This is a genomic window from Rhizobium sp. BK399, assembly GCF_014194695.1.
In the GTDB taxonomy this organism is placed as follows: domain Bacteria; phylum Pseudomonadota; class Alphaproteobacteria; order Rhizobiales; family Rhizobiaceae; genus Rhizobium.
Genome location: NZ_JACIAH010000028.1, coordinates 1 through 26,469, shown reverse-complemented (window position 1 = coordinate 26,469; position 26,469 = coordinate 1). Strand labels below are relative to the sequence as shown.

22 protein-coding genes and 2 pseudogenes are annotated in these 26,469 nt (G+C 58.6%); 7 read left to right on the top strand and 17 right to left on the bottom strand.

From position 1 onward, the window contains the following. Positions 1-96: 96 nt before the first annotated feature. A pseudogene (locus FHT97_RS29500) lies at positions 97-856 on the bottom strand (alpha/beta hydrolase). 387 nt (positions 857-1,243) lie between these two features. Between FHT97_RS29500 and FHT97_RS29495 the strand changes: the two are divergent. Further along, positions 1,244-1,555: pseudogene (locus tag FHT97_RS29495) on the top strand (helix-turn-helix domain-containing protein); the annotation flags it as partial. 339 nt (positions 1,556-1,894) lie between these two features. On the opposite strand, the gene FHT97_RS29490 reads toward FHT97_RS29495, so the two are convergent. From FHT97_RS29490 to FHT97_RS29465, 6 genes are all read right to left on the bottom strand, one after another. Further along, entirely contained in the window at positions 1,895-3,493 is a 1,599-nt protein-coding gene (locus FHT97_RS29490) for an MFS transporter (RefSeq protein ID WP_183865060.1), read from the bottom strand. Beyond that, a complete protein-coding gene (locus FHT97_RS29485) occupies positions 3,490-3,933 on the bottom strand; it encodes a DoxX family protein (RefSeq protein ID WP_183865059.1) in 444 nt (147 codons plus the stop codon). The genes FHT97_RS29490 and FHT97_RS29485 overlap by 4 nt, the downstream gene beginning before the upstream one ends. Before the next feature lie 172 nt (positions 3,934-4,105). Next, positions 4,106-6,088 (bottom strand): amidohydrolase, encoded by a 1,983-nt coding sequence (locus tag FHT97_RS29480; RefSeq protein WP_183865058.1) that lies wholly within the window; start codon positions 6,086-6,088, stop codon positions 4,106-4,108. Next, entirely contained in the window at positions 6,088-6,375 is a 288-nt protein-coding gene (locus tag FHT97_RS29475; protein ID WP_183865057.1) for a XapX domain-containing protein, read from the bottom strand. Before FHT97_RS29475 ends, FHT97_RS29480 begins: the two co-directional genes overlap by 1 nt. A gap of 66 nt (positions 6,376-6,441) precedes the next feature. Further along, positions 6,442-7,131, bottom strand: a complete 690-nt coding sequence (locus FHT97_RS29470; RefSeq protein WP_183759109.1) for a hydrolase — start codon at positions 7,129-7,131, stop codon at positions 6,442-6,444. A gap of 386 nt (positions 7,132-7,517) precedes the next feature. Further along, positions 7,518-8,405 (bottom strand): helix-turn-helix domain-containing protein, encoded by an 888-nt coding sequence (locus FHT97_RS29465; RefSeq protein ID WP_246712846.1) that lies wholly within the window; start codon positions 8,403-8,405, stop codon positions 7,518-7,520. Between the two features lie 203 nt (positions 8,406-8,608). Here FHT97_RS29465 and FHT97_RS29460 point away from each other — a divergent pair, with 203 nt between their 5' ends. Continuing rightward, the gene (locus tag FHT97_RS29460) at positions 8,609-9,169 is read left to right on the top strand and encodes a hypothetical protein (RefSeq protein WP_183865056.1); all 561 of its coding nucleotides are present in this window, start codon (positions 8,609-8,611) and stop codon (positions 9,167-9,169) included. 59 nt (positions 9,170-9,228) lie between these two features. On the opposite strand, the gene FHT97_RS29455 is transcribed toward FHT97_RS29460, so the two are convergent. Then, a complete protein-coding gene (locus FHT97_RS29455; protein WP_183865055.1) occupies positions 9,229-10,161 on the bottom strand; it encodes a VOC family protein in 933 nt (310 codons plus the stop codon). A gap of 117 nt (positions 10,162-10,278) precedes the next feature. Between FHT97_RS29455 and FHT97_RS29450 the strand changes: the two genes are divergently transcribed. Then, positions 10,279-11,178, top strand: a complete 900-nt coding sequence (locus tag FHT97_RS29450) for a LysR family transcriptional regulator (RefSeq protein WP_183865054.1) — start codon at positions 10,279-10,281, stop codon at positions 11,176-11,178. A 40-nt stretch (positions 11,179-11,218) separates the two neighbouring features. Here FHT97_RS29450 and FHT97_RS29445 read toward each other — a convergent pair whose 3' ends face one another. The 3 genes from FHT97_RS29445 to FHT97_RS29435 all read right to left on the bottom strand — a co-directional run bounded on the left by FHT97_RS29445 (position 11,219) and on the right by FHT97_RS29435 (position 13,415). Beyond that, positions 11,219-11,947: a gamma-glutamylcyclotransferase gene (locus tag FHT97_RS29445; RefSeq protein WP_183865053.1), complete on the bottom strand. Its 729-nt coding sequence runs from the start codon at positions 11,945-11,947 to the stop codon at positions 11,219-11,221. Between the two features lie 75 nt (positions 11,948-12,022). Further along, positions 12,023-12,481, bottom strand: a complete 459-nt coding sequence (locus FHT97_RS29440) for a Rid family hydrolase (protein WP_183759114.1) — start codon at positions 12,479-12,481, stop codon at positions 12,023-12,025. Between the two features lie 97 nt (positions 12,482-12,578). Next, a complete protein-coding gene (locus FHT97_RS29435) occupies positions 12,579-13,415 on the bottom strand; it encodes an alpha/beta hydrolase (protein WP_183759115.1) in 837 nt (278 codons plus the stop codon). Between the two features lie 652 nt (positions 13,416-14,067). Here FHT97_RS29435 and FHT97_RS29430 point away from each other — a divergent pair. Then, on the top strand, positions 14,068-14,235 hold the full coding sequence (locus FHT97_RS29430; protein WP_183865052.1) for a hypothetical protein: 168 nt from the start codon (positions 14,068-14,070) through the stop codon (positions 14,233-14,235). Here FHT97_RS29430 and FHT97_RS31290 read toward each other — a convergent pair. The 3 genes from FHT97_RS31290 to FHT97_RS29415 all read right to left on the bottom strand — a co-directional run bounded on the left by FHT97_RS31290 (position 14,227) and on the right by FHT97_RS29415 (position 16,466). After that, complete coding sequence (locus FHT97_RS31290) at positions 14,227-14,817, bottom strand: ATP-binding protein (RefSeq protein ID WP_246712845.1); 591 nt, start codon at positions 14,815-14,817, stop codon at positions 14,227-14,229. The two genes, FHT97_RS29430 and FHT97_RS31290, sit on opposite strands and share 9 nt — an antisense overlap. Before the next feature lie 8 nt (positions 14,818-14,825). Beyond that, positions 14,826-15,200, bottom strand: a complete 375-nt coding sequence (locus FHT97_RS29420; protein WP_183865050.1) for a hypothetical protein — start codon at positions 15,198-15,200, stop codon at positions 14,826-14,828. 771 nt (positions 15,201-15,971) lie between these two features. Continuing rightward, complete coding sequence (locus tag FHT97_RS29415) at positions 15,972-16,466, bottom strand: MgtC/SapB family protein (protein WP_259131787.1); 495 nt, start codon at positions 16,464-16,466, stop codon at positions 15,972-15,974. 312 nt (positions 16,467-16,778) lie between these two features. On the opposite strand from FHT97_RS29415, the gene FHT97_RS29410 reads away from it, so the two are divergent. Together FHT97_RS29410 and FHT97_RS29405 are read left to right on the top strand one after the other, a co-directional pair. After that, positions 16,779-18,632, top strand: coding sequence for an AI-2E family transporter (locus FHT97_RS29410; protein WP_348649662.1), 1,854 nt, complete (start codon positions 16,779-16,781; stop codon positions 18,630-18,632). A 251-nt stretch (positions 18,633-18,883) separates the two neighbouring features. Further along, entirely contained in the window at positions 18,884-20,119 is a 1,236-nt protein-coding gene (locus tag FHT97_RS29405) for a cation:proton antiporter (protein ID WP_348649660.1), read from the top strand. A 49-nt stretch (positions 20,120-20,168) separates the two neighbouring features. Here FHT97_RS29405 and FHT97_RS29400 read toward each other — a convergent pair whose 3' ends face one another. From FHT97_RS29400 to FHT97_RS29390, 3 genes are all read right to left on the bottom strand, one after another. Further along, positions 20,169-20,615 (bottom strand): NUDIX hydrolase, encoded by a 447-nt coding sequence (locus FHT97_RS29400; RefSeq protein ID WP_183865046.1) that lies wholly within the window; start codon positions 20,613-20,615, stop codon positions 20,169-20,171. Positions 20,616-21,184: 569 nt separating this feature from the next. Further along, positions 21,185-22,258, bottom strand: coding sequence for a linear amide C-N hydrolase (locus tag FHT97_RS29395; protein ID WP_183865045.1), 1,074 nt, complete (start codon positions 22,256-22,258; stop codon positions 21,185-21,187). A gap of 30 nt (positions 22,259-22,288) precedes the next feature. Next, a complete protein-coding gene (locus FHT97_RS29390) occupies positions 22,289-23,116 on the bottom strand; it encodes a hypothetical protein (protein WP_246712844.1) in 828 nt (275 codons plus the stop codon). A 505-nt stretch (positions 23,117-23,621) separates the two neighbouring features. Between FHT97_RS29390 and FHT97_RS29385 the strand changes: the two genes are divergently transcribed. Beyond that, positions 23,622-26,282, top strand: coding sequence for an autotransporter outer membrane beta-barrel domain-containing protein (locus FHT97_RS29385; protein ID WP_183865044.1), 2,661 nt, complete (start codon positions 23,622-23,624; stop codon positions 26,280-26,282). The last annotated feature ends 187 nt before the right edge of the window (positions 26,283-26,469 follow it).

Below are 26,469 nucleotides of genomic sequence, written 5' to 3'. Positions count from 1 at the left end.
TCCCTTTGCGGTGAGGCCGCCATTGTCCCAGCGAGGAAGCCTAATCGCTTTTTGTGTGAACTTCCCGCCCTCGCCGGTTAGAAATAATCGGTTCGGCTATTCGGACTTTTCGATGATCTCTACGACCGTGTCTGGGTGCGATATCATAATCACATGCGAACCGCCCTTTATGACTACGGCCTCTTTGGATCCGGCCCTCTTCGCCATCCAAGCATGCGCTTCGGCCGGAATGTTCTTGTCGGCGTCTCCGTAAACGAACCTGGAAGGAATATTTTTCCAGCTCGCAACTGTAGATGCCTCTGACACAGCGACGTCTGTCACAGGCCGTTGCGCTGCGCCATAACGGCAGCGCCGGCTTTTGGCACATCGGCAGCAAACTGTTGAGCGTCTTGCTTGATGTAAAAATCGCTTGTCTTACCATCGAGTTTGATAGGCGCGGCTAGAGTGGGCGGCAAAAACGTGCTACCAGGAAATCGATTAGTTAACGAAGAGCAGTCGCGCCTATATCTGGTGCGAAAGCAGCGACAAAGACAAGAGACCTCACCTTTGCATTGCCCGCAGCTACTTCATTGATGACAGAACCCCCGTAAGAATGTCCGACAAGAATGACGTCTCCCGGCAAAGAGTCGACGATCTTGCGAACGTACGCACCGTCACCTGTGACACTCCTCAGCGGATTAGATGCAGCAGCAACTGGATATCCATCTTGCTCCAGCTTCGCGATCACCTTACTCCAGCTTGACGAATCCGCGAAGGCACCGTGTACTAGGACCACTGTCGGTTTTTCTTGTGAGTGAGCGATGTTCACCCCAACAATAGCGATAGCTGCGAGTGTGATAAGTGCCTTGATTACCATATCCTTCCTCCTTATGATCAGACATTTGTACGCACGCTGTATCAAATGGATCATCTACATTGTGGGAAGTGAACAGCGGTGCAACCGGCCGAGGCCGATTGCGGACCTTGTGTCGCGAAGCGTATTTCGAACAAAAGGCCGTAACAAGTTCCTTGTGAATCTCCAGAGGGCTTTCCGGAATATCCGTCTCAATGGTGGCGTTGCGCACCAAAGAACCGACTAAGCCGTTGAGGCCGTCTTCGACAACCCCATCAAATGCAGAGCGCACCGGCCATATACAGAAAATCTGCCACAGATCGGCGACGTTGCCAGTCGCTTGTCTCTCGCTGATAGACGCCTTCACGCTGTCGCCAGCTTCAGTATTTTCGCCATTCTGGCCCCTATACGCAGCTTGCTCTCGCCGACCAACGACGCCTACATCAGCTGGTGGTGGCAAAAGTGCCTGTCAACGAAATGGCCCGTCAGCTTGGCCGCCATCGTTCGACGATTTACCCCGAGATCAAGCGCAACACGTTTCGCCATCGTGAACTGCCGGACTACGACGGCTACTACAGCACGGTAGCTCACGATATCTCTAAGGACCGGGGACACCGGCTGAGAAAGCTGCGGCGGCACCCGAATTTACGCACGGAGATCATCAGCCAGTTGGAGGCACGCTGGTCTCCGGAGCAGATCGCCGGGCGCCTGTTGTTGGAGGGGCGCAGCCTCGTCGCATGCGTCGGCGACGTCACCTTGCAGGTTGATTTCCGAAAGCATCGTGCGGCTTTGATCCCCAACTGCGCCGTGCAAGTGCTAGCGAGTATCGAGCGGTAAAAGAACAATTGCCAGTGAGAAGCCGAAGGGGAATGTTATCACCCGAAGGGTAGGAAGGGAGGGAAACTTCATTTCTTGACCTGTATTTCTGTTAGGTGCCGCGACGTCGCTCCAGCTTTGACGCCAGATGCCAGCTTCAACAATTTCATCAATTGTTTCGAGTTCATTGCGCGTGGCGGCATAATGGGCTGGGCGGCCGAAGCCGCCGCCCTGCCCAAGTCTTCATCATGCGGCACCAGGCCGATTGATCGTCAGGAAGTGACGGACAACAGGTTTCTCGGGACCGACATGGTAGGCCAGCACCTTGCCCTGCAGGTCGGCGTCGGCGTTGGAGACCCGCTTGTGCTGGCGAAGATGTTCAGCCCAGGATTCCACCATGAACCATTCGACGATCTTTTCCGGGTCAGCCGAGTCCTCGGTGACACCCCAGCCATAGGCACCATCGCGGCGGCGTTCGTTGGAAAGATGATCGATGGCGTGCAGGAATGCGCTGCGGTGCTGCTTCTCGACCTTGTACTCGATCAGGATCAGAACCGGACCACGGTCATGGGCAACGGGTTCCGCAACAAGCGGCTCAGGCCAGTGATTGGACGGCACCATGTCGGCATCGCCTGCAGGAAGCTTCACGCGGTGCATGATGAACCCGGCCACAAGCAGTCCGGCGGCTCCGATGAGCAGGGTCGATTGGATGCCGACAGCCTCGCCGACCGCGCCCCAACCAAGGCTCCCGGCAGTCATCGCACCATTGAAGACGGTGAGGTAGACGGCGAGGCCGCGACCACGCACCCAGTTCGGAAGAACAGCCTGGGCCGCGCCGTTGAGCGTTGTCAGAGCAGTGATCCATGCCGCACCGAGGAACAGAAGAACGATGATGGCAACGATCTTCGGCGGGGCGAGTGACAGGACACCCATAACCGCAGCGGTGATCAGCGCGGCACCGAGAAGCAGGCCGTCGGAACTCAGGCGTTCGCGCAGCTTCGGCATGACCAAAGCGCCACCAATCGCGCCTGCACCGACTGCACCGAGCAGGATGCCGTAGAAGCTGGCATCACCACCCAGCAACTGCCGGGCCACGAGCGGAAGGAGCGCCCACACGGCGCTGGCGAAGGCGAAGAAGATCGAGGCGCGCAGGAGGACGACGTGGAGCGGTTTGCTCGAGCGGGTGTAGCGAAGCCCGGCCCGGAAGGCACCGAAGAAGTTCTCCTGCAGCGCGTCGTTTGCATTCTTCGCCCGTGGCCACCAGACCAGAGCTGCGATCACCACGGCGTAGCTTGCGACATCGGCGCCGTAGGTGATCCCCGCTCCAAAGGCTGCGAGAAGCAGGCCGCCCGCGGCAGGCCCGATGGAGCGGGCAATGTTGATGCCAAGCGAGTTCAGCGCCACGGCGCTCTTGACATCCTCGCGCTTCACCAGTTCCGGAACGATGGCCTGCCAGGTCGGACCCATGAGCGCCGCACCGATCCCGCCGAGGAAGGTCAGACCGATCAGCGCGCTGACCGACAGCATGCCCGTCTGGGACAGGATCATGAGCGAGATGCTGACGGATGCCAGCAGGAGCTGGACGGCGATCAGGAACTTGCGGCTATCGAGGATGTCGGTGAGAACGCCCGCAGGAATGGCAAGCAGGAAGATCGGCAGGGTTCCGGCCGCCTGGACCATGGCGACCGCGGCCGGCGATGCCGAAAGATCCGTCATCAGCCAGGAGCTTGCGACGTCGCGCATGAAGCTTCCGGTATTGCCAAGGACGGTGGCGATCCAGAGAACCGCAAATACAGGCTGTGCGAGTGGCGCGAAGGTTCCGCCGGATGCTTTTGCCGCGCTCATTTGCCTGCTCCCTTTGTGAGGTCGAATGCGGCGACGAAGAGGAATGCGCCAGCGAGGCCAACATGTTCAAAGAACGCGTTGGTCGCCATCATACGGTCCATGCCGGGAGCCATTTCCCAGAAGCGGAGGGCGATGAAGGTCGCGAGAAGTGTGAAGCCAGCCAGCGCCAGGGCGCCTGCCCAACGCAGAACGCCCGAGACCACCATGGCTGAAGCCGCCAGTTCGAACACGATGACGGCGACTGCGAAGAAGGCGGCTGGGTGGAGACCGAAGTGGTCCATTTCGGCCAGTGCGCCGTTGAAATCGAAGATCTTGGTGAGCGGACCCTGGATGTAGGCGGCGCAGAGCGCAAGCAGCGACACGGTTCGCGTGACCGGAGAGGCGACGATGCGTGCCAGACTGCTCCGGACTGGATTCGACATAGGGGATTGGTGGGTCATATCTGCTCCTGCGTTCGCCGATCTGTTCGAGCGGCTGCGTTTGATGGAGCGATATTGGCTGGTTAACATCTTACCAACAATTGCAGCAATCGTTTCGATTTAATTGCTGTTTTTGAAATTATCCGATGGGTCGCTCGGGCGGCGGCGTGGCCGCCCGAGCGCAAAGCTGAGTTTAGACCGCCCAGCAGGAGCAGCCGAGCGCGCCGAAGAATCCCTTGAGGTCGGCGATCGGAAGCTTGGATGTCCAAGCTCCAACATGGTCATGGCCATGCACGCCGCAATTGCTGGCACATCCGCATGTGGAGATCGCCGTGCGGCGCAATGAGCGAGCGCCTGCGCCTTCAGGTTCGCCCCACGCCGCGTAACCGCCGAACTTGCGTACGGGAGACCAGTCGGGCATCGCTGGCGGGATGTCGTTCTCGTCGAGCGTCTTAAAGTCGCCCGCGCCATAGACGATCTTGCCGCCGACCATGGTCAGTTCCGAGGTGAGGAACGAAATCTCGTCCTCGGAGCAGGAGAAGAAGTCCTTGTTCGGCACCACGAGGTCGGCAAACTGGCCCTTCTCGATACGGCCCTTCTTACCTTCTTCGTTCGAGAACCATGTGACCTTTTCGGTCCACATGCGCAGCGCGGTCTCGCGATCGAGGCAGTTTGCACGCGGGTAGAGCTGCATTCCGCCGACTGTCTTGCCGGTCACCATCCAGGAGAGCGAGACCCACGGATTGTACGAAGCGACGCGGGTGGCATCCGTCCCTGCCGAGACATTCACACCCTTGTCGAGCATGCGCTTAATCGGCGGCGTGGCTTCCGCCACTCCATGGCCGTAGCGCTCAACGAAATATTCGCCCTGATAGGCCATGCGGTGCTGAGTGGCGATGCCGCCGCCGAGTGCGGCGATGCGGTCGATCGAGCGATCCGAGATGGTTTCGGCATGGTCGAAGAACCAGTTCAGTCCTTCGAGCGGAATGTCCCTGTTGACCTTCTCGAACACATCGAGGGCGCGGGAGATGGTCTCGTCATAGGTGGCGTGGAGACGCCAGGGCCAGCGGTTTTCCGCCAGTACGTGGACGACCTCTTCCAGCTCGCCTTCCATTTCCGGAGCCATCTCTGGACGGGGCTGGCGGAAATCCTCGAAGTCGGCAGCCGAGAAGACCAGCATCTCACCGGCACCGTTGTGACGGAAGTAGTCGTTGCCCTGCTTGTATTTGACCGACCGCGTCCAGTTCAGGAAGTCCTGTTTCTCTTCCTTGGGCTTCTGGGTGAAGAGGTTGTAGGCCAGACGCACCGTCATCTGGTTCTCATCGGAGAGCTTCTGGATGACCGCGTAGTCGTCCGGATAGTTCTGGAAGCCCCCGCCCGCATCGATCACGCCTGTCACGCCGAGGCGGTTCAGTTCGCGCATGAAGTGACGGGTCGAGTTGACCTGGTAGTCCAGAGGAAGCTTCGGCCCCTTGGCGAGCGTCGAGTACAGAATGCCCGCATTCGGCTTCGCGAGCAGCATGCCCGTCGGGTTTCCGTTGGCATCGCGCGTGATTTCGCCGCCGGGTGGGTTCGCCGTATCGCGGGTGTAGCCGACGGCGCGCAGGGCCGCGCCATTCAGGAGTGCCCGGTCGTAGAGATGCAACAGGAAGACGGGGGTATCGGGAGCGATCGCATTGATCTCCTCTATCGTCGGCAGGCGCTTTTCGGCGAACTGATGTTCAGTGAACCCCCCGACGACGCGAACCCATTGCGGCGCGGGCGTGATCGCCACCTGGCGCTTCAGCATGTCCATCGCATCGGCGAGCGATCGAACGCCATCCCAGCGCAGTTCCATGTTGTAGTTCAGGCCGCCGCGCACGACGTGGGTGTGGTTGTCGATCAGACCCGGCAGGACGCGCTTGCCCCTGAGGTCGACGATCTTCGTGCTGGCACCAGCCAGCGCCATAATCTCGCTGTCGGATCCGACTTCGAGAAACAGGCCGTCCTTGATGGCGATCGCCGTGGCGTTCGGATTGGTCCGGTCGAGGGTCGTCACGCGACCGTTGTGGAGGATCAGGTCGGGATGCATGGTGTCTACTCCGGTCTGGTTTGGATCGGCGGCTTTCGCGGGGGAGAAGAGGTTCGAGAACGCCAGGCTCGACGCGCCTCCAAGAAAGGATCGACGCGTCGTCATCAGCTCCGCTCCTCCGCTTTCGCCTCCGCCTGATGGGCGAGGTCGATAAGATCGCCGCCCTTAGGCAGGTGGCCGAACACGTGCGGCTTGATCTGATGGAGCCATGAAACGGCTGCTGGCTCCTTTGTCCAAAGCGACTTCGCGAGCGGGAGGATCTGCTCGCCGACCAGAATGCCGAGAAGTCCGACCAAGGCAATGACAGGCGGAGCCGGCGAACGGACGTTCAGGAGGCTGTAGACGATGCCCACAAGCACACCTGCACCGAGAGAAAGAAGATAGATTTTCACGGGATGCCCTCCACGGTTAGAGAAAGGCCGCTCCGACGGGGTTATCGGAGCGGCCTGATCAGGCCCTTACTTGGCGGGGTTCGGGCCGATGCGCTTGCCGTGCTTGACACGTTCCTCTGCGCCGTGAACCATCGTGTAGGCGTAGTCGATGCCCATGCCGTATGCGCCGGAATGCTCCTTCACGAGGGTGGTGACAGCATCGTAGGTTTCCCTGCGAGCCCAGTCGCGCTGCCACTCGAGCAGGACCTGCTGCCAAGTGACCGGGATCACGCCTGCCTGAACCATCCGGTCCATCGCGTATTTGTGCGCGTCGGAGGACGTGCCGCCGGAAGCATCCGCGACCATGTAGATCTCATAATCTGGAACATCATGCAGGGCCGAGAGTGCGAAGGTTGTGTTGCACACTTCCGTCCACAGACCGGAGACGACGATCTTCTTGCGGCCCTCGGCGGCGTTCTTCGCCAGCGCGTCACGGACGTTCTGGTCGTCCCAGGAGTTCATCGAGGTGCGCTCGAGAATGTCGTTCTCCGGGTAGACGGCAAGTAGTTCCGGAAAGGTGTTGCCCGAGAAGGATTGCGTCTCGACCGTGGTGATCGTGGTGGGGACGTTGAAAATCTTGGCGGCCTTGGCGAGGCCGACGACATTGTTCTTCAGTACCTGGCGATCAATCGACTGGACGCCGAACGCCATCTGCGGCTGCTGGTCGATGAAGATGAGCTGGGTGTTCGCGGGGGTCAGGACTTCGAGCTTCGACATGGGTCAATTCCTCTTCGGTTGCTGTACCGCCTGTTGCGGTGTCAGAAATGGGCAGCAGCGTCGATCGGAGCGCACGGCGCTCGTTCTGCAATCCTTGAAGTGTTTGCGGATCGGTGTGGCTCCGCTCACTCGTTGTCATTGGCTGCTGAACAGAAACCTAACGCATCGGATAACCGCACGGAATTGCAATATTGATTGTGAATGAATTACGGATTTCGCAACAATTCCCACTAGGTCCACTTCCCCGTTTGGTCACGGGAAGCGCCCGCCGCTCACCCGATGCAACGGATTTTCGCGCGACATTGGAGGAAGGTCTTGTCAGATAGTCAGATGCGTAGAACAAAAGACAGGCAAATCTTGGCGTGCGCCAAGCGCTTCCATGCGCGTCACGCGGTTCGCCGCCAGATACCGGGCGTCGTGCCAACGACATTCGCGAACACGCGAGTAAAGTGGCTCTGATCCGAGAAGCCGCAGGAAATCGCCACTTCGGAGAGAGAGGCGTCCGTCTCAAGCAACAGCGTCCGTGCCCGGGTAATCCTCTCGCGCAGCAGCCATTGATAGGGTGTCACGCCCGTCGTTTCGCGGAATGCGTGGATGAAGTAACCGCGGGAAAGACTGCAAGCTTCCGCGAGCTCCGCGATCGAGACGTTGCCGTGAAGATTGTCGAGGATGAGCGCCTTGGCGACATTCTCCTGGGCGCGGGAGAGTTTGCGCGATCTCGATCCGCTTGAGACGGCACGCTCGCCGTATTGCTGGATGACGTGTGTTCCAATGGCTGCCGTCAGTTGATCGACAAACAGCCTGCTGGCCTTTTCCGGGTTTTCGAGCGCAGGTATCAGAGCGCGTGCCAGGTTGGCGAGAACGGGATCCGGATGGGCAGTGATAGTGTTCAGCGCCGATACTGTCGGGAGATCGGCTTCATCGGCGATCAGGGCAAGCGAGTCGGGAGAAATCTCGAGGAGAAGGAAATCGAAGGGAGCTGCGAGATCGGCCTTGTAGTCCTCTCCCAGGCTGCGGATGTAGACAGAGTCGTGGTCGAAGACATGCGTTGTCGCGTGGTGCTCATGGAAAATGCGGCGGGTATGGCCTGGAAGCGTCGAGACACCGACGGCAAATCCACGGTCGCTGGCGGGCGTGGAGACCTGCTGCAGGAAGGCGTCACGTGACCCCTTGCGCAAGACGGTGAGACCCGCGCCGCGAATTGTTTGGTTCCTGTAGAGCTTGTCGAACGGGCAGCCGAAGCTGTCGGTCGATTCGTTGCCGGGATTTTCCAAGGGAGTGGTGGATTTCCTCAGCAAACACGCTACCTTCCAGTTCGCCTAAGCTGTTTCTTTCCCCATCACCTCCCGGAAAGATCGAGGTACTTCTCTATCCTAATGTGACCGGGCGCGCCACAACGGTGGATTGAACGGAAAATTGCTAACCAGCGGCCCGGAACATCCATCCGACTTTCAGGCCCTTTTCATACGAGTTCATTGTGAGTGAAGCATCGGCGGTCGCCGACAAGATAGGCGAATGGTTCCAGGCAGGCAATGCTCGCACTCTCGTGACGAGACCTTTCCGCGATACCGAGATGACGATGGCCCACGTCGTTCGCGACTACGCCGAGCATGATCCTGCAGTCGTAATCCCGGCCGACGAGGCGTTTCTCATCGTGCTCTATCTAACCGATGTCGAGCATTCGGACATCTGGCAGGACCGACCGCCATCTCCGCTTAGGATCTATCCCGAAGGATCCATCTGTCTCGTCAACCTGGAAAATGGCGCTGCGATCGCCGTCCGCGGACATTTCGAAGCACTCGTGATCCATCTCCCACGCAAGCATCTGGCCGAGCTTGCGGAGCAGACGGGTGACTCCCCTGTCGACGATCTGACTGTCTGTCGTGGCATCGACGATCCGACCGTGCGGGACATCGGCGCGGCACTACTTCCCCTGATTGGCGAGTATGAGGTGGACCAGTCGCTCGTCGCACATATCGCACTTGCCCTGAACGCCCACATCGCCCATTGCTATGGCCGTTCGAGCAGGACGCACTGAACGCGCCGCAATCACAGTGGTTGGCGGCGCTCGAGGTCCTCATGGCACGAAAGAGCGCGTCAGGCTGCCAGCGGCACGAGGTTGGCCTGGATCTGATCCCGGTAGTCCTCGTATCGGCTCGGGAGCTTGAGAACTTCTCCGAGATGCGCGGTGTCCTCGTCACGGTTGAACCCAGGCTCGTTGGTGGCGACCTCGAACAGGATACCGCCCGGCGTGCGGAAGTAGATGGCCCAGAAGTAGTCGCGGTCGATGACGGGTGTGACTTGATAGCCCGTGTCCATCAGCGCTTTGCGCACATCGAGCTGCTTCTCGCGGTTGTCGACGGCAAACGCAATGTGGTGAACTGATCCCGCCCCCTGACGCGCAAAGGGCGTTTTCGGCAGGGATGCAAGATCAATCGTGTCCGCTCCGTTTCCGTTTGGAATGATGAAGCGAGTCACGTCGCCGTCCTTTTCGGCGCGCTGGTACCCCATGAAGCCGAGCAGCTCTTCCGTCGCAGCCGTATCGTGCAGGCTGAAGCGAGCGCCGGCGAAACCGCGGATGGCCGCATCGTCGGGAATTCCACCCGCCCGCCATGGCGAGCGGTTGTCGTCGGCGGTCTCGATTAGCGCAAGACCGTCGCCATCCGGGCCCATGAAGCGAAGACGGTTGGCACCGAAGACAGTATCCGTTTCCAGACCGTCGACACCTTGAGCCGCGAAGCGATCCTGCCAGAACTTCAGCGAGCCCTTTGGAACCGAGAACTGCGTCTCACCGACCTCACCCACGCCCGCACGACCAAGCATCATGTTCGGGAATGGGAAGTAGGTCATCACCGTGCCTGCGGAACCATTCTCGTCACCGTAGTACAGGTGGTAGACGCTCGGATCGTCGAAGTTGACAGTCTGCTTGACGCGCCGCAGGCCCAGCGTGTCGGTGAAGAAGCGATTGTTCTGCCGCGCGTCCGATGCCATCGAAGTCACGTGGTGAAGTCCCCTGATGTCCTGGATCATGTCTGTGCCTTTCAATCAGCGCTGGTGTTCAAGTGTTGATATGAATGTACACCCGTTGATCACAGCGCGGAATTGCAATATTCATTGTGATTGAATTGCTAAATTTGAAACAATGATATGAACGACTACAAAGCCCTTCGAACTTTCCTCCTTGCCGCCGAGAAGCGGAACTTCGCGCAGGTAGCCCGCGAACTGGACATGACACCCGCAGCCGTAACGCGTGCCATCGCCGCGCTCGAGGCAGAACTCGGCGTACAGCTCTTTGTGCGCACCACGAGGCAGGTTTCTTTGACGACCGATGGCGCGATCTTTGCCGCGCAGATCCAGCCCGCGGTGAAGACGCTCGAAGACGCGCGGTGCGAGATGATGAACGCGCACAAGGCCGATGAGGGACGGCTTCGGATCAGTGCGCCAACGTGGTTCGGCAAGACCGTGCTCCCGCCGATCCTTTCAGGATTCAAGGAGCGCTATCCGAAGATGAGCTTCGAGATCTCGCTGTCCGATGGATTGGTGAACATCGTCGACGACGACTACGATCTGGCGATCCGCATCTCGTCGCAGCCTTCGGACAAGTTCACGATCTGGAGGAAGATCCGGGTGGTGACGCGCATCCTGGTCGCCGCTCCCGGAAGCAGATTCGCCGACATGCAGCACCCAAACGAACTGAAGCCCGATGACTGCCTCGCGTACAGCGGCGAAAGCCGGCGTGAGAACTGGGTGCTGTCCGACGGCGGGTCAAGCATCACGATTTCGGCAGGTCGAGCCTTCAGCGCCAACAGCGGAGAGGTTCTGGCGGACATGGCCGCCGACGGCGCGGGTGTCGCGCTGCTTCCAGGATTCAACATCGCCGATCACATCAGTAGCGGTCGCCTTGTCCACGTCTTCAAGGGATGGGCGCCGCCGAACCTGTGGCTGACGCTGTTCTACCCGCCCTACCAAGCCCTCCCGCCAAGGATTGCGTCATTCTCCAAGTTCTTCGAGGATCAGGTCGCGGCAAAGATGGTCATGTTGGACTGACGCACGCACATGCCCGTCACCATGATCTGGCACACGCCTTTCAGCTTCGATCATGCTGTTGGAATGCTCTAAGCCTAGCTGCGACTATTTGCTGTAGCTGCCACAGGTTTCGATCATAGATTTTGCGATCCGCCAGATCTGAAACCGTCCGATGCAGGTACTCCGCGCAAGATCCGGCAGGTCCACATGCCTGGGCGATCAACCCTGCCGCCTCTTCGAGCGGGATCTTCTCCGTGAGCGGAGATTGCCTGCCGCTCGCCCAGAACGTGAGCGCGCGCCGCACACCCGTCGGTGTCTTGACCGCAACCCAACGCACCATATCGCACACTTCGGCATACCGAATCTCTCGCGCCAGAAGAGTACGCAGATTCTCCCTCTTGGTAGTGCACGGAAGCTTGAGGACAAGACCCGAACAGCTTCCTCCTGGCCGAAGCGCGAGCATGAGACCGGGCGCGTCGGAGGTGGCCCTGAGCCGCTCAATCCTCAACGAGAACGCACGGTGCCAGCCGTAAGCGACCGCCTCTTCGCTGGCGGCCACCTCGAAACCCGGATTCCACATCAAGGATCCGTACGCGAACACCCATATCTCCTCGTCATCAGCCTCTTCCTCAACCCTGCTGACGAGGTCGTCGAGCTGCTCGGGCGAGATCGGGTTCCAATTGGGTTCCGGTCCCTCGTCTTCGACAATTCTGATGGTCGTGGCGACGAGGTCGGGGGTGAGTTCCATGGTAGCAGGTGCGGGCGCCTTGGCGGCCGGTGTTTTTGGCATCGTGTGAACCGTTTCAACGGGTTTGCCGCCGGAGGCCCATCGTCTCCGGCGCTTCATGGAGTAGCTGCCGCCCGATCAATCAGCGGAACGGTTGATGATTGCCCGGAAAGTGATTTCGACGATCTGTTCGGGGAAAGCCAGCGCCGAAACCCCGATTAGGTTGCTGGCGCACTGAGGTACATCCGTACCGTACATTTCCTTGCGGACCTTGGATCCAGCCGCAAACGCGCTAGGAACATCAAGCACGTACAGTGTCTCTTCAATGACATCGTCGAGGGTCGCACCATATCTGGCGAGCAGAGTCTTTGCGTTGATGTAGGTCTGGCGGATCTGGCTCTCCATCTGCGAGAAGTCCGCAGGCCGCTTATCCTCATCGAGTTCCGCCGGAGCGACAAGATTGCCGTTGCCATCGTGGCTCAACTGGCCCGAGACATAGATCGTGTCCTTGACCTGCACGGCTTGAACGTATCCGAAGGCGCGCTCCCAGGCGACGCCATGGTTCTCTACTTTCTTGGACGGGTTGCTGTTCGTCATCGTAGATTCCTTTGATCGAATGATGGCGCGCCGAGTGGGCACTCGCGGTTCATGGAGGCGACGGATGCGTGGGACGCCGCACCCGCCGCCGGACCGATCAGGCCTTCACGAAGGCCAGGAGATCGGCATTCAGGACATCGGCGTTGACGGTCAGCATGCCGTGCGAGAAGCCGGGATAGGTCTTGAGCGTGCCATTCTTCAGGAGCTTGGAAGACTTCAGTGCGGAGTCTGCGATCGGCACGATCTGGTCGTCTTCGCCATGCAGGACGAGGGCTGGAACCGTGATTGCCTTCAGATCTTCCGTCTGGTCAGTTTCAGAGAACGCCTTGATGCCGTCGTAATGCGCCTTCGCGCCGCCCATCATGCCCTGGCGCCACCAATTCTGGATCACGCCTTCCTGGACTGTCGCGCCATCCCGATTGAAACCGTAGAAGGGACCAGCCGGAACATCACGGAAGAACTGCGCGCGGTTGGCGGCAAGCGCCGAGCGGAAACCGTCGAAGACTTCCATCGGCAGACCTTCAGGATTCGCTTCAGTCTTGAGCATCAGTGGAGGTACGGCGGAAACGAGAACCGCCTTGGCGACGCGGCCGGCTGGCTGGCCGTGCTTGGCGACGTAGCGAGCGACTTCACCGCCGCCGGTGGAGTGACCGATGTGGACGGCATTCTTAAGGTCGAGCGCTTCGACCACGGCGAAGGCATCCGCGGCGTAGTGATCCATATCATGGCCCTCGGAAACCTGAGCGGAACGTCCGTGACCACGGCGATCGTGCGCAACGACGCGATAACCCTTCGACAGGAAGAACAGCATCTGGGCATCCCAGTCGTCCGACGACAGCGGCCAGCCGTGGTGGAAGACGATCGGCTGCGCGTCCTTCGGACCCCAGTCCTTGTAGAATATTTCGGCGCCGTCCTTGGTGGTTAAATATGCCATTGTCTTGGTTCCTTCGGTTGAGCTGGATGCTGATGCAGCCTCGGCTGCAAGATTGAGAGACGGTGAAATCGCCATGGCTGCGACGGCGGCACCGGCGGAAAGGAGTGCGCTCCTGCGCGTCATGGAAGAAAAGGTCTGCGTCATTCTCGGCTACCTGCGGCTTCTTCGTTGAGGCATCAGGCGACGCTGAGTTCGTCTGACGGGCGGATAGTGCCGCAAGCGTAGGGCGCTCACAATTGCGCCAGTTGTTTCGATTTTATTGCGGAATCTGAAATGGTGACGGTGGTCGACGGTCCCGATGGCTCCTCAACATTTCGTCACGCGACGGTCCGATCAGCCCAGTTCCTGAGTGCTCAAGGAAAACGCCCTCCCCTTCGCCAGCAGCTTTAGTGGAAGTTCCGGCTTTGGACCTTGACGGTGTCGATATGGAGGTTCGGAATAAAGATATCGCGCACTTTGCTTGCTTCGGACGGTCTTATGGCATCTCCGCCCCCCGAGGAACTGTGAGCGAACTCGCCAACCCGTCCGCACTGCAGCTCAGCACGGGTCCCGGTAGCGACGATGGTAGCCCATCGCCCCTCTCGGCACCGGACAGGCCAGAAGTCGCCGCCGCAAAGTCTCAATAGTCCTCGGCGCCAAGGCTGTCGTGCAGATGCATCCTGAAGATGGCCTCACGCGCGCTCTGTTCTGGAAGCGAGATCTCGACGTGACGGTCAAGCCATCCTGCCCGCAGGATCGCAGCATCGACCATCTTGGGATGATTGCAGGCAGCGACGACGATAACACCCTCCCTGCCGTCGATGCTGTCGAGTTACTCTAGGAGGCCATTGATCGCCTTGATGTCGTAGGACGCATTGCTACCCTGAGCGCCATCCCTAGATCCGAAAGCGTCGACCTCGTCGATGAACAGGATCGCTGGCGCAGCATCCTTGCCTTGAAGCTCTTCTGCATGGCCTTCAGGAAGTCGTTGAGATATCCCTTCGCCTGCCGCTTGGCGTACGAAGTGGCGATCAGCTTGACATGGCATGAGGCGGCGAGCGCGCGGGCGAACATTGTCTTGCCCGTCCCTGGCGGACCCGACAGCAGCATTCCCTTGTCGACGTCTTCCCAGGAGATCGTCCCCGCGCGCCAGTCGGCGAGCTCTCGCGCAAGATCGAGCCCCCACTCCTTCGCTTCGCCGTAGCCCCTCCATGTCTTCGAGGCGCACCTGCGAGAGCGCTTCGGGATCCTTGGTCTGCTTTGATGCCGAGGGTTCCTCCCGCGCCATCTTTTCAATGATTGCGAAGGCGCGCGAGATCGGCCGGCCTCGTGTCATCGCAAGCTTCAGGCGTTTCCAGTTGGATCTCGCGAGCGCCTTCGCTTGCAGATCGGTGACACCGATACCGTATGCCCACCGAACCACGCCGCGCATCAGGCGACTGTCGGGAGACGGAACGTGGACGATTGCATCGAGAGCGTGCCGGAGATCCGATGGGACGCTTCTGCCGACTTGAAGAGGATGATCGTCTTCGTGTTCTGCAGCATGTCCAACACGGAGTCGGTTGAGGATTCCGCCTTTTCGTGATCGAACGCCTTGACCTGATCCCGGAAGCGGAAATCAAGTTCCCGGTCGATCACCACGAGCGCTGCCCGCATGTAGGTGACCCTGCGATCCCAGTCGGGAACGATTAGTCCGATGGCGTAGCGAGTGGCACGCTTCAACGGTCGGATGGCGCCGCTGATGGACGCGTATGCGAGGAATTCGGGCAGCGAGAAATCGTGCCCGTCGCGAGAAATATTTTTCATTGTGTGATTCCGGATTGAAGAAGATGTCGGCTGGCGCCCGATGGCGCGTCACGTCATCCCGTATCCGGCGCACCCGCGTTTCCGGGCTGATCAGGGCTTCATCCAGATCGATCTCCAAGAATCCTCGGAGGACAAGCGAGGCCACCGTCGGCATAGGTCGCCCTTCCCTCACCCGACATGCACTCGGCGACTGTCAACGATCCCATCTCCTCGAGGCCGGCCACGAGGCGAATCGTGTCACCGAGCGGCGCTCGGTAGAGGCCGTATCGGAGAAGATCCTGCGCATTCCGGAGTCGAAAGCTGTCGGCGAATTCGATCATCGCCACGGGGCCCCATGGATTCGATCGCGCTGGATAGCCAGACCGGCGGCGATGGCTCCTCCTGGCCGACGTCGATCAGGAAGGATCCGCCCGCGACGGTCAGCACTAGGAGTCGAGCTGGTATTCGTCGTCCCCGTCACGCGGCGGCGGCGGCGCAGCTCTCCATCGAACGACATCGGGATCGAGATCGAGCAGGCATGCGAAGTCCCTCGCCTGTTGGGATCTGAATTGCGCGGCCATCGCATTTGATAGCCGCCATCGGTGTGTAGATCGTTGAAAGCGTGACCTCGCGCGGGACAGCAGCATCCCAGCGTCATTCGAGACGCTCTTCATGGCATCCCTCGAAAACGAAACGCAGAACTGGGTTCGATCCTACGAATTGAGACTCATGGAGCTTGCCGTCATGACACCTATCGTACCACCGCCGAGCTGCGGAGCATCGCTTTGGAAACTATTCCTTTGCCTGAAAATCCTCGGACAGGCTCTTGGGGCTAACTTCGTTCACTTGGGCCTCAACCTTGAAGTTCGCCATTACCCGCAGGGTCGCAAAAGTCGCGATTGAGAGAACGATGGCAGTCTCGTAGGCGCCCAATCCCACTGCTGCACCGATCGCACCGGTTGCCCATAGGCTTGCGGCCGTTGCCGTGCCGCGAATACTAGCTTTTCCGACCAGTATCGCGCCACCACCGATAAATCCGACCCCATTGATGATCCCTTCAATGATACGGGCTGTCGCTTCCGCATTTTCTTTGGTCACGGTTTCGGCCGCCTGAATGAATCCACAGGCTGCGATGGCGACAAGCGGGAAGGTACGCAGGCCGGCACTACGCTCGTTCCGTTCCCGATCCCATGCAATCGGTAGCGCAAGGATATAGGCAGCCAACAACGCGGTAAGGTTTCGCAGCAAGTCGCCTTGAACGCCGATATTGTCAAACCAGTCAGGCACCACTTCCTCCATGGTTGTGAACCGTGAAAGATGGGCGACGGTGGATATCCGACAAGACGTAGGTCTGCCGAAGGACGAAAGAACCTCATGAGACGAAGAGGCCAGTATGGGTAGCCCTTGTCGGCTGTCCGGGCCAAGCCGTTCCCATCCTCTCTTCGAGCAAGTGCCGCTCGATAAACTTCGAAGCAGCGTTATCTTCAATCGATGATGACATGATCGCATCGAACCACGGAGGCTTAAGTGATCGTCGGAAGCGTTGAAAAGGCCGACGGAGCAAGGCCGCCCTCGGAGGAGAATGGGATAACATCCACCATCTCTGCCCGCACCGTTCTCATTCTCATTGGCGTAGCTGTCATCCTGCGTGTCGGCCAGGAGATCTTCGTTCCCCTCGCACTTGCACTTTTGCTCACCTTCATGCTCGCTCCGATCGTGAGTTTCTTTCGATCGCGGCGCATTCCCAAAATAGCTGCAGTGCTGCTAGCTGTCGCCTTCGCCTTCGTGTCCATCGCCGTTTTCAGTTTCGTCGTTGCCACGCAGGTTGCCAACCTCGCGCAAAACATTCCCACCTACCAACGCAACATTGTGGCGAAGGTAGACGCCCTCGCCCACACAGGATCCGACAATAGTGTGCTTCAAAAGGTCCAGAGGGCGGTTGAACGCGTCGGCGAGGAGTTGAAGTTTAATGCAGCGGAAAGTCAGAAGGAAGCCCCCGTCCCGGCAATCGACCAGCGACAGCCGCTGCCGGTGGAGATTATAGCGCGCTCAAATCCTATCGAGACGTTGGGCAACCTGATCATACCGCTCATAGGCCCATTCGCCACCGCCGGACTCGTCGTCGTCCTGGTAATCTTCATGCTGCTGGAGCGAGAGGATCTTCGGGACAGGTTCATTAGGCTCGTCGGTTTGGGTGATCTACACAAGACCACTGCAGCGCTTCAGGAGGCGGGTAAGCGCGTCGGTAAATATCTCCTCATGCAATTGGTTGTGAATACCCTTTACGCCATTCCGATCACGATCGGCCTGTGGCTGCTGGGTATCCCCAATGCGATCCTATGGGGTTTACTAACACTCGTCCTCCGGTTCGTGCCTTACATCGGCCCATTGATCGGCATGATCCTTCCGCTGTTCCTGGCACTGGCCATTGCACCAGGATGGTCGCTGGTCGCGTGGGTGGCAGGACTTTTCATCGTAACCGAATTGACGAGCAATAACATTGTTGAGCCGTGGCTCTATGGTAGTCACACCGGCTTGTCTTCGCTAGCGATCATCGTATCGGCCATCTTCTGGTCGTGGCTCTGGGGCCCAGTAGGACTGATGCTGTCCACTCCCCTCACCGTCTGCTTGATGGTTCTCGGACGCTACGTGCCGCAATTTGATTTTCTGGACGTTCTCCTTGGGAACCAACCGGTCTTAAGAGCCCACGAGAAGCTCTATCAACGCCTTCTAGCCGGTGACCCGAACGAGGCAACCGACAATGCTGAGGAGTTTCTCATGGAGGAGTATTTAGTGGACTACTATGAGGCGGTTGCGTTGCCGGCCCTAATACTTGGCGAAGCCGACCGACAGCGTGGTGTAATGACAGAGCGGCAGATTGCACTCGTCGCCTCCACCGCCCTTACTCTCGTGGAAAATCTCGCAGAGATCGCCGACGACGAAGAAAGTGATGAGGAGTCCGAGCACACGCCGACGGACGAGATAAAGGAGCTTCCCGACGGGCGAGGCAGAACTGTAGCATGTGTCGGCGGGCGCAGCGCACTTGATCGGGTCGCGGCTTCGATGCTCGCTCAGGTCCTTGCTGTCCAGGGAGCTGGCGTCGTCACCGAGCCAGATGGCGCGTCTCCCGGAGGAGTGCCCGCCCTTTCGGCGATCGAATCCGCCGACACGGCCGTCGTGGCCTTTCTGAACGGCCGCTCTAAATCCCATGCCCGTCAAGTGGTTCGCCGGTTAAAACGCGTCAAACCCGGCCTCCGCGTCGGTGTGCTACTGCCGGCTGCCGATGGCGATCAGTATCCAAAGGTGGCAGCCGAAGAACTCAACGCCGACTTTGTTTCAAGTTCGATAAGCGAGGCAATTCGTGAAGCCTTGTCAAGTTCGGCCGCTGTCGAATTGAAAGCAACGGTGAGGCGATTGGCGAGGCCGACCCAACGCAGATCCATTGAAGCCTAGGGTTAGAAATAGTGTCCGACTTTTGTACTCCGTAAACCGGACAGGCACCGCCGGGAACGCCCCCTGCCGCTCGCCAGCGGCATGCATTACGATGACGAGGTTCATATAGGCGGGTGCGCGTCGTGCCGGTCGATGGACGCGGAACGCGGCCACATAGCTGCGCGTTAGATGGGCAGTTCGTTGACACTCAGGAAAAGATCACAGCGTCGTTGAACAGTTATGCCGTGACCATTTTTATTTTTGGAGGCGTCGTGCTCCTAACGACGTGGCTGCCACTCGTCCTTCGGCGGATGCCACTCTCCCTTCCCATTTGCTGTATCATCATCGGCATTTCGTTGGCGTGGTTGCACCTTACGATGCTTCCCCGGACAAATCCGCTGGCAAACCTTCGCCTCACTGAGCATATGACAGAGGTGGTGGTCATCGTCGCCCTGATGGGCGCCGGCCTGAAACTCGACCGGCCAATCGGCTGGAAGCGCTGGATCATAACGTGGCGGCTCCTCGGGATTGGTATGCCTCTTTCAATTGCGGCTATTGCCGTTCTCGGGTGGTATATTCTCGGGTTGAAGCCAGCTTCGGCCCTCCTCCTGGGAGCTGCCCTCGCACCGACAGATCCGGTTCTTGCTTCGGACGTGCAGGTCGGACCGCCACAGACCGGCCAGAAAGATGAGATTCGCTTCGCTTTGACGTCAGAGGCCGGCCTGAACGATGGACTTAGCTTTCCATTCGTAATGGCGGCGATCGCACTCGCGACCAACCCCGGATCCAATTTCGAGTGGATCGGACGATGGCTGGCGATTGATGTCTTGTGGAGACTTGTCGCGGGCCTCGCGGTCGGCTGGGCGATCGGTCGCATCCTAGGCTATTTCACGTTCAGGCTGCCGGTGTCGCGACGGATCGCAAAGACAGGAGACGGGCTTGCCGCGCTAGGTTTCACTTTCATATCTTATGGCGCAACCGAACTCATTCATGGCTACGGCTTCGTTGCGGTATTTGTCACCGCGCTCACGCTTCGCGCTGTTGAACGGCACAGCGACTATCATTCGGAATTGCACGATTTCGGAGAGCAGATCGAACGCCTACTGATGATGCTCCTCCTCGTATTCTTTGGCGCGGCACTGGCAGAAGGCACGTTGTTCCTTCTGGTCGACCGGTGGGTTGTCCTCGTCGCCGTGCTGGTTCTCGCAATTGCTCGACCTTTGGCTGGGTGGATAAGCCTGCTTGGATGCCGACATCCCCAAGCCGAGAAGATTATCATTTCCGTGTTCGGTATCCGCGGACTGGGATCCATATATTATCTGGCCTATGCGTCGGGTATTGCAAGATTCGAGGGCATCGAGACGGTGTGGGCAACTGTCTTCCTTATTATCCTGATGTCGATCGTGGTACACGGAATCACCGTCACGCCAGTTATGCGATGGATCGATCGGCGTCGCGGCGTAGACCCCCTGAAACCCATGGCTGCATCTGTTGAAAATGGCTTATGACCCAGTCGCTGCGCTTGGATTTGCGAAACAGCTGCGAAAGACGTCAGAATCAAGACCCCACCCCTAGGAGTATCTTCTTCAACTCTGGATTCTTAACGCGCCGCGCCGCCTCCTTAGGCTTCATCCACGCTACGTTTCGCTCGGTCATCTCCGGAAATTGCTTCTTCCGGCGGCGGACCTTCAGAAGGTAAACATCCACGACCGGCTCAACCTCAAGACCGTTACAAAGAATTTTGGAATATCGAAACCGTCCGAAGAGCTTTCTGCTTACCTTTCCAATGACACCGGCCTCCTCCCAGGCCTCACGCTCTGCGACCTTATGAGGCCTCAGCCCGCGGATGGGCCAACCCTTTGGTATCATCCAACGCTTAGTCTCTCTTGTGGTAATGAGAAGGACCTCGGGCCCATCTGACATAGTACGTAGGCAAAGCGCTCCGAATTGTCTGACCGGCTCGGCCCGTACATAACCTTTCGATTTATCGCTCTTTATATTCATTTTCTGGCTCGATTCTGGATCGCCCCTAACCCAACGGACCGCACCGCGTTCCAGCCAAAATTCGATCGGTGTGGCCCTTATTTGCCCACACGTTAATCTGATGCTTGTGCCCACGCGACCTAACCATTGATTTTAAATGGCAATGCCCTGGCTTCCTCACGCCGGATCTAGTTTGTCGCTCGCCATGCCCAATAGCGAACGATCCCGTTGCAGAGCTGGCCGGACGATCTCTAGGAATAACGTTCCCTTTAACTTTCAACAAGCTAAACCCGGACGTTAACAACGCTCGACCTTTATGTGAGCGCCAATCCGATCTCCTCCCTGCCTGTCACGGCAGCGTTTTGGTTCACGCGTGCAGGCAACTTTTTGGCTTTCCGCAAATGAGGAATGACGCCATACGGGGTGAGAGCGACATCGCTCCGCCGGCGGGCGGGATTAGGTCGCTAATGTAAATTCCAAAGTCTTTGGTCCTCCGGGTTGACACTGGGTCCGAACCAATCGTTCGGTTCATGCGTTCCCTCTCATGCTTCTGACGCCGATAACGACCGGCGTGCCCAGTCTTGCCACATCTAAAGTCCGAGGAACTTGAACGGCGCGGACTCCTTGAAGTCCTTCGTCGCGTCTCCGGCGTAGGTGTGATCCTGGTTCTCGCCCAGATCGAGCTTCATCACCTTACCGCTGTCCTTGGAGAAGTCGATTGCCTTGAGATCGACCCAAAACGTATTGGGCGTCAGCGCTGACTCGAAGAAGTAGAGCATACGCTTGTGATCTACGACCGTCCGCCAGCGTGTCGAGGAGATGTTCGGCTCTTCCGGCGTGTTCAAGCCGTAAGGCACGGAAGCGTTTCGAATGACGCTGAAGACGCTCGCCAAGGCCCTGTTCGGATCTTCGTCCTTAGGAATGGCATTCACGTAGAAGGACGCACGCGCGAACCGGTCGGAGGCGCGGTTTGTGCCCGGCAGCATGACCGTCCCGCCGATCTGCTTCCAATAGGAATTCAGGGCGAGTTGCTCGTCAAAGACCGGCGAGTTCGTCATCACCTGATATTTTCGGTCATGGTGGATGACTTGCCTACCGTTGATGTACTCCACGATCGCACTGTCGCCAGTCTTGTCGGACATCGAAAGGTGCAGCGTCGTCAGGCGGTTCTCGCCCGGGACGTTGTCGGTGACAACGGTGAAGGGCTCCTTTTCAAGCGCTGCCACCGCCTCGTCCACGGACGCAAAGTTGTCGAGCACATATTGCCCCCACGCCGCGATCGTCAGGCCCGGCTTGCTGTCCTTGTCGAACTTCGGATACTCGGACTCCACGAGCCACAGCAGATTGACATTGAGGCCCGCCTCGTTGACGCCATCGGTCGTGGATACGTCGTATCCGGTGGCAACCACGCTGCCGTATTTCGCTGTCCACTTGATGGAGTTCGGACCAGCCTCGCCATTACGGTCAATGCCACGCGGCAGCACCCAAAGGTTCGTGGCGACATCGCTCTTCCAGTCCATCGACCGGGCAGTGATGATGTTTCCATCCGGGCCGAGATAGACCAGGCGCGTGCATGCCTCAGCCGCTGTCTGCCCAAGGACCAACATCGATCCGACGGCGAGCGCAACAAGTGAACGAGCCAGAGGGTTGGTGCCGAAGATCATCCGCTACTCCATCCGTTGTGTTGAACTGAACTAGAAGCGCATCGAGAAACCGACGACAGGACCGTGTTGGCTGACATCCCAGCGAAATTTGTTCACGCCGGTGAAATCGTCGTTTTCGTAGTCCTGATACAGCAAACGATAGCCAGCCCTCAGGATCGTCGGCTTGCCGAACATCTCCATCCGGTAGCCGAGATAGGCCTGCGCATTGACACTGACCTTCGATCCGACATCGAAACCGCCGATGTCAGCCTCGGCAAACAGATTCCAGCGCTCGGTGAGATCCGCATTCATCCGAAGGCCGATAAATGGATCGGTCCAGTCGGCGCTCTTCGTGGTACTGGTGCCGAAAGCGGAAACATCTGCCTTCAGCTCAGTCCAACGAACCCCGGCGGTTGGCTCGAAGGCGATCGTTCGAGGTTTTCCAAAGACTGTCTGCCCACCCAGATCAATCTCGTAGGCCTTGAAGAATGCGCCTGCAGAGAGTGTCGTGGTCTTGATATCAAGCCCGATCTCGTGCGCGAAAGCCTCTTCATCCTGACTTGTCTGAACGTGCTGCCCATCGAAATAGACGCCCCATTTTCCGTTCGTAACCTCGACATTTCCCATCAGGACGAAATCGAGGTGATCGAAAATCTCGGAGAATGGCACGTCCACATCCGTGTCGAAGCCGGCGAGCGATCCACTGCCATTCAGCGAGGCGGCCCAGGCATATGGGCTGACGATGACCGCCCATTCCCTCTCCGGCTCCATACGCTCAGCATCGAAGTCGGCAGCCCTGCTCGAGGAAAAGGCAATCGACGACAGGCAAAACACGAGGCCGAACAAGCGCATCGGCACGCAAGGCGAGAATCGAAGCATTCCTAGCCTCCGCTACGGGACGCCTCGCACCTTACTATCTGAAAGCGCAAATTCAAGGGACGCACGAGGAGCAGACGCAGACAAGAGGGGTCCCGAACATCGTCCGGGAGTCTTCTTCCTCCCGGGGTTCCGCCGTCCAGACCGCCCGCGACATTCGTCCGGCACTGGTTCCGCCCACGGGGATCGGGCCTGCTGGCGATCTCATCGAAGGTGGAACTGTGCTGCGCCGGACGCAGTCCTGGAATGTTCGTTCGCCGTTAGTAATTTCGACTGTGAACTCGCTTGACAGTTGAGCTGTCCGAAACAATCTTGGAAATAGAGAACGCTGATTTAGAATCACCTAACGCGCTGCTAGGCGGTCGTACTGCTGCGGCAATTTGGCAGTCCTATTCGAACGGAAACATAACCGAGTTCCTTGAAACTAATCACTGCGGCAGTCGTCACGAAGAGTTCGCAACTCCGCCGCACAGGTACCTCGATTGCATGTCTCGTCGGAGTCGCAGGAATGGCTGGTCAGAAACAGTGGCATACCCCTAATAGCTGCGTGAATGGCATCGGTGAGCGAAGGGGACCAAGTTTAGTTTCGCTGCCAGTCGCGTTGTTGGGACTTGCCGCCATAGTGGGAGCAATTTTTCCGGACCTTGCCGAAGCGGCGTGTTTCAACGTTACTCGCGGAATATCAATTACCGGTTCCACCGCAGCGGATGGTCAGCCGACCGCTGGTGAGACGGTTAGCTGTGACGCGAATGCGCCCAATCCATTCCCTTTCGGCGTTGTCGCGACCACCGGCCAGAGTAATATCAACGTAACGAATGGCACGGGATCGGTGATTACCGCGCCTGGCAGCGGCATTCTACTCAATGACTCTGCAACCATTGTCAACGACGGTGCAGTTATCACGACTTCGCTGAATGGTTTCGGGCTATCGAAGCAGTTCTTCGGAACGATCACCAACAACGGTACGGTGGAGACCTCCGGACAGACGGCGCACGGTATCCGCTCCCTAGGTGGCTTCGGGGTTGTCACCAACACCGGCACGGTTTCAGTCAGCGGATTGAACGCCTACGGCATTTTGGCTGGCGTCAACGAGACCGTCGTTAATTCTGGTCTGATTTCCGCGTCCGGCGACGGCGGCAATGGCATCTTCATGCTCGGCGGCACGCAGGTGACGAATACCGAGACCGGAGTTATCACCAGCACCCTGGCCACCGGCATTCAAGGTTCCGGCAGCAATTTCACCGTTCGCAATGCGGGCGTCATCTTGGGCGGCAACGGCACGGCGATCAATCTTCCTGGTGGGACCAACCTCATCGAAGTGACGGGCGGCGCGATTACCGGCGATGTCGTAACCGGCGCCGGCGTTGATACGCTGAACTGGAGCGGCGGCGGCACGATTGCCGGTGCAATCCGTTTGAATGACGGCAACGACGTCGCCAATCTGGAGAATTTGCAACCGGCCATATTGCAGCCCACGACGCTAACCGATGGTGGACTCGGCACCGATACGCTGACGCTCACCAACGTGCAGACCTCGGAGCCCGAACGCTTCGTCAACTGGGAAAGTATTGATCTGCGGGCGAGCACGCAACTAACCATGGGCGGAGACCTGACGCTAGGCGATTTGGCCACTCAAACCGGCACACTGACGATCGACCATACCAGTACGCTGACCGCGAGTGGAGGAAGTTATTCGATTGCACCGAGTGTGTCCGGGGCAGCAGTCGATGTGGACAATTCCGGTATGATCGATCTGGCTGCTGCAAGCAGTTCAGTTGGCGACCGCCTGACCATTCTCGGCAACTATACGGGCTTGGACGGCGAGCTTCGTCTCAACACAACGCTGGGCGACGACAGCTCGCCGACCGACATGCTGTTGGTCACTGGCAATACGGCCGGCCGTACGCTGGTGGACGTCGTCAACGTCAACGGTGGAGGCGCTCTCACCAGTGACGGCATCAAGATAATCAGTGTGGACGGCTTTTCGGATGGCACGTTTGCTCTTCTTGGCGACTACGAATTTGAGGGGCAACCCGCCGTCGTCGGGGGAGCTTATGCCTATAGACTCTATAAAGGCGGTGCTTCGACGCCCAACGATGGCGACTGGTATCTCCGCTCGGTATTAAACCCGTCCGATCCGGACATAGAGCAGGAGATACCGCTCTACCAAGCCGGCGTTCCCGTTTACGAGGCCTATCCGCAATTGCTTCTTGGATTGAACGGTCTTCCGACCCTCGAGCAGCGCGTCGGCAATCGTTACTGGAGTCACGCAGGCAATGTCGTTCCTCCGCGGGAGGGCGCGCCGCAGGAACGCAACATTTTCATCGAGGACAGCGGGATTTGGGGCCGCGTCGAAGGCGCGCATAGCAGGTTTTCCCCGCGCTTTTCCACCTCCGGCGCGGATTATGACATCAACAGCTTTCGCTTTCAGGCCGGGCTCGACGGGCTTTTCATCGAGAATGACAATGGCAGGCTGATCGGCGCACTGACGGCGCACTACCTTCATGGCAAGGCCAAGACGGACTCCATCTACGGCGATGGCGAAATATCGACGGACGGCTATGGTATTGGCGGCACGCTGACTTGGTACGGCGAAAATGGCGTGTATGTCGATGGCCAGGCACAGGGAACTTGGTATGACAGCGATCTGAACTCCACACTCGCCAACCTGGGGCTGACCAACGGCAACAACGGTTTCGGCTACGCGCTTTCCCTTGAAGGCGGTCAGCATCTAGTGCTGGACCAGCAATTATCAGTGACCCCGCAGGCGCAACTCGTCTATTCGAATGTCGATTTCGACAGTTTCCACGACACCTTTGAAGCGCGAGTGGGTCTTGACCAAGGCAATAGTCTGCAAGGGCGAATTGGCGTAAGCATCGACCGCCAGAACGCATGGCAGAATGACAAAGGTATGATCGACCGATCCTATGTCTACGGCATCGCCAATCTTTACTACGAGTTTCTGGACGGCACCAAAGTCGAGGTTTCCGATATGAGCTTTGCGAGCCGGAATGACCGCTTCTGGGGTGGTATCGGTCTGGGGGCTAGCTACAACTGGGACAGCGACAGATACTCGCTCTACGGCGAGGCCTCGATCAATACCAGCCTAGCCAACCTCAGTGACAGCTACGCCTATAAGGGAACGGTGGGTTTTCGTGTGCGGTGGTAAGTGGAAGGAAAGCAATCAGCAATATCAAGAATATAATTCCCGATATTAGAACTATAGTCGACGAAATTTGCAAAGTGGCAAGCTAGTCTAGGCTAGGCCGTAAACTCATAAATTCTCTTGGCGTATTGCGTTCGGCGTGATTCAAGGCTTCCGAATTAGGAGCTATGATGACACGCCGCCGCTACGA

Bases quoted from the DNA above. Each gene is read 5' to 3' on its own strand.
- FHT97_RS29490 (WP_183865060.1), bottom strand. From the start codon at position 3,493: ATGAGCGCGGCAAAAGCATCCGGCGGAACCTTCGCGCCACTCGCACAG.
- FHT97_RS29485 (WP_183865059.1), bottom strand. From the start codon at position 3,933: ATGACCCACCAATCCCCTATGTCGAATCCAGTCCGGAGCAGTCTGGCA.
- FHT97_RS29480 (WP_183865058.1), bottom strand. From the start codon at position 6,088: ATGACGACGCGTCGATCCTTTCTTGGAGGCGCGTCGAGCCTGGCGTTC.
- FHT97_RS29470 (WP_183759109.1), bottom strand. From the start codon at position 7,131: ATGTCGAAGCTCGAAGTCCTGACCCCCGCGAACACCCAGCTCATCTTC.
- FHT97_RS29455 (WP_183865055.1), bottom strand. From the start codon at position 10,161: ATGATCCAGGACATCAGGGGACTTCACCACGTGACTTCGATGGCATCG.
- FHT97_RS29450 (WP_183865054.1), top strand. From the start codon at position 10,279: ATGAACGACTACAAAGCCCTTCGAACTTTCCTCCTTGCCGCCGAGAAG.
- FHT97_RS29445 (WP_183865053.1), bottom strand. From the start codon at position 11,947: ATGCCAAAAACACCGGCCGCCAAGGCGCCCGCACCTGCTACCATGGAA.
- FHT97_RS29440 (WP_183759114.1), bottom strand. From the start codon at position 12,481: ATGACGAACAGCAACCCGTCCAAGAAAGTAGAGAACCATGGCGTCGCC.
- FHT97_RS29435 (WP_183759115.1), bottom strand. From the start codon at position 13,415: ATGGCATATTTAACCACCAAGGACGGCGCCGAAATATTCTACAAGGAC.
- FHT97_RS29430 (WP_183865052.1), top strand. From the start codon at position 14,068: ATGCATCCTGAAGATGGCCTCACGCGCGCTCTGTTCTGGAAGCGAGAT.
- FHT97_RS29420 (WP_183865050.1), bottom strand. From the start codon at position 15,200: ATGAAAAATATTTCTCGCGACGGGCACGATTTCTCGCTGCCCGAATTC.
- FHT97_RS29400 (WP_183865046.1), bottom strand. From the start codon at position 20,615: ATGAATATAAAGAGCGATAAATCGAAAGGTTATGTACGGGCCGAGCCG.
- FHT97_RS29395 (WP_183865045.1), bottom strand. From the start codon at position 22,258: ATGATCTTCGGCACCAACCCTCTGGCTCGTTCACTTGTTGCGCTCGCC.
- FHT97_RS29390 (WP_246712844.1), bottom strand. From the start codon at position 23,116: ATGCTTCGATTCTCGCCTTGCGTGCCGATGCGCTTGTTCGGCCTCGTG.
- FHT97_RS29385 (WP_183865044.1), top strand. From the start codon at position 23,622: ATGGCTGGTCAGAAACAGTGGCATACCCCTAATAGCTGCGTGAATGGC.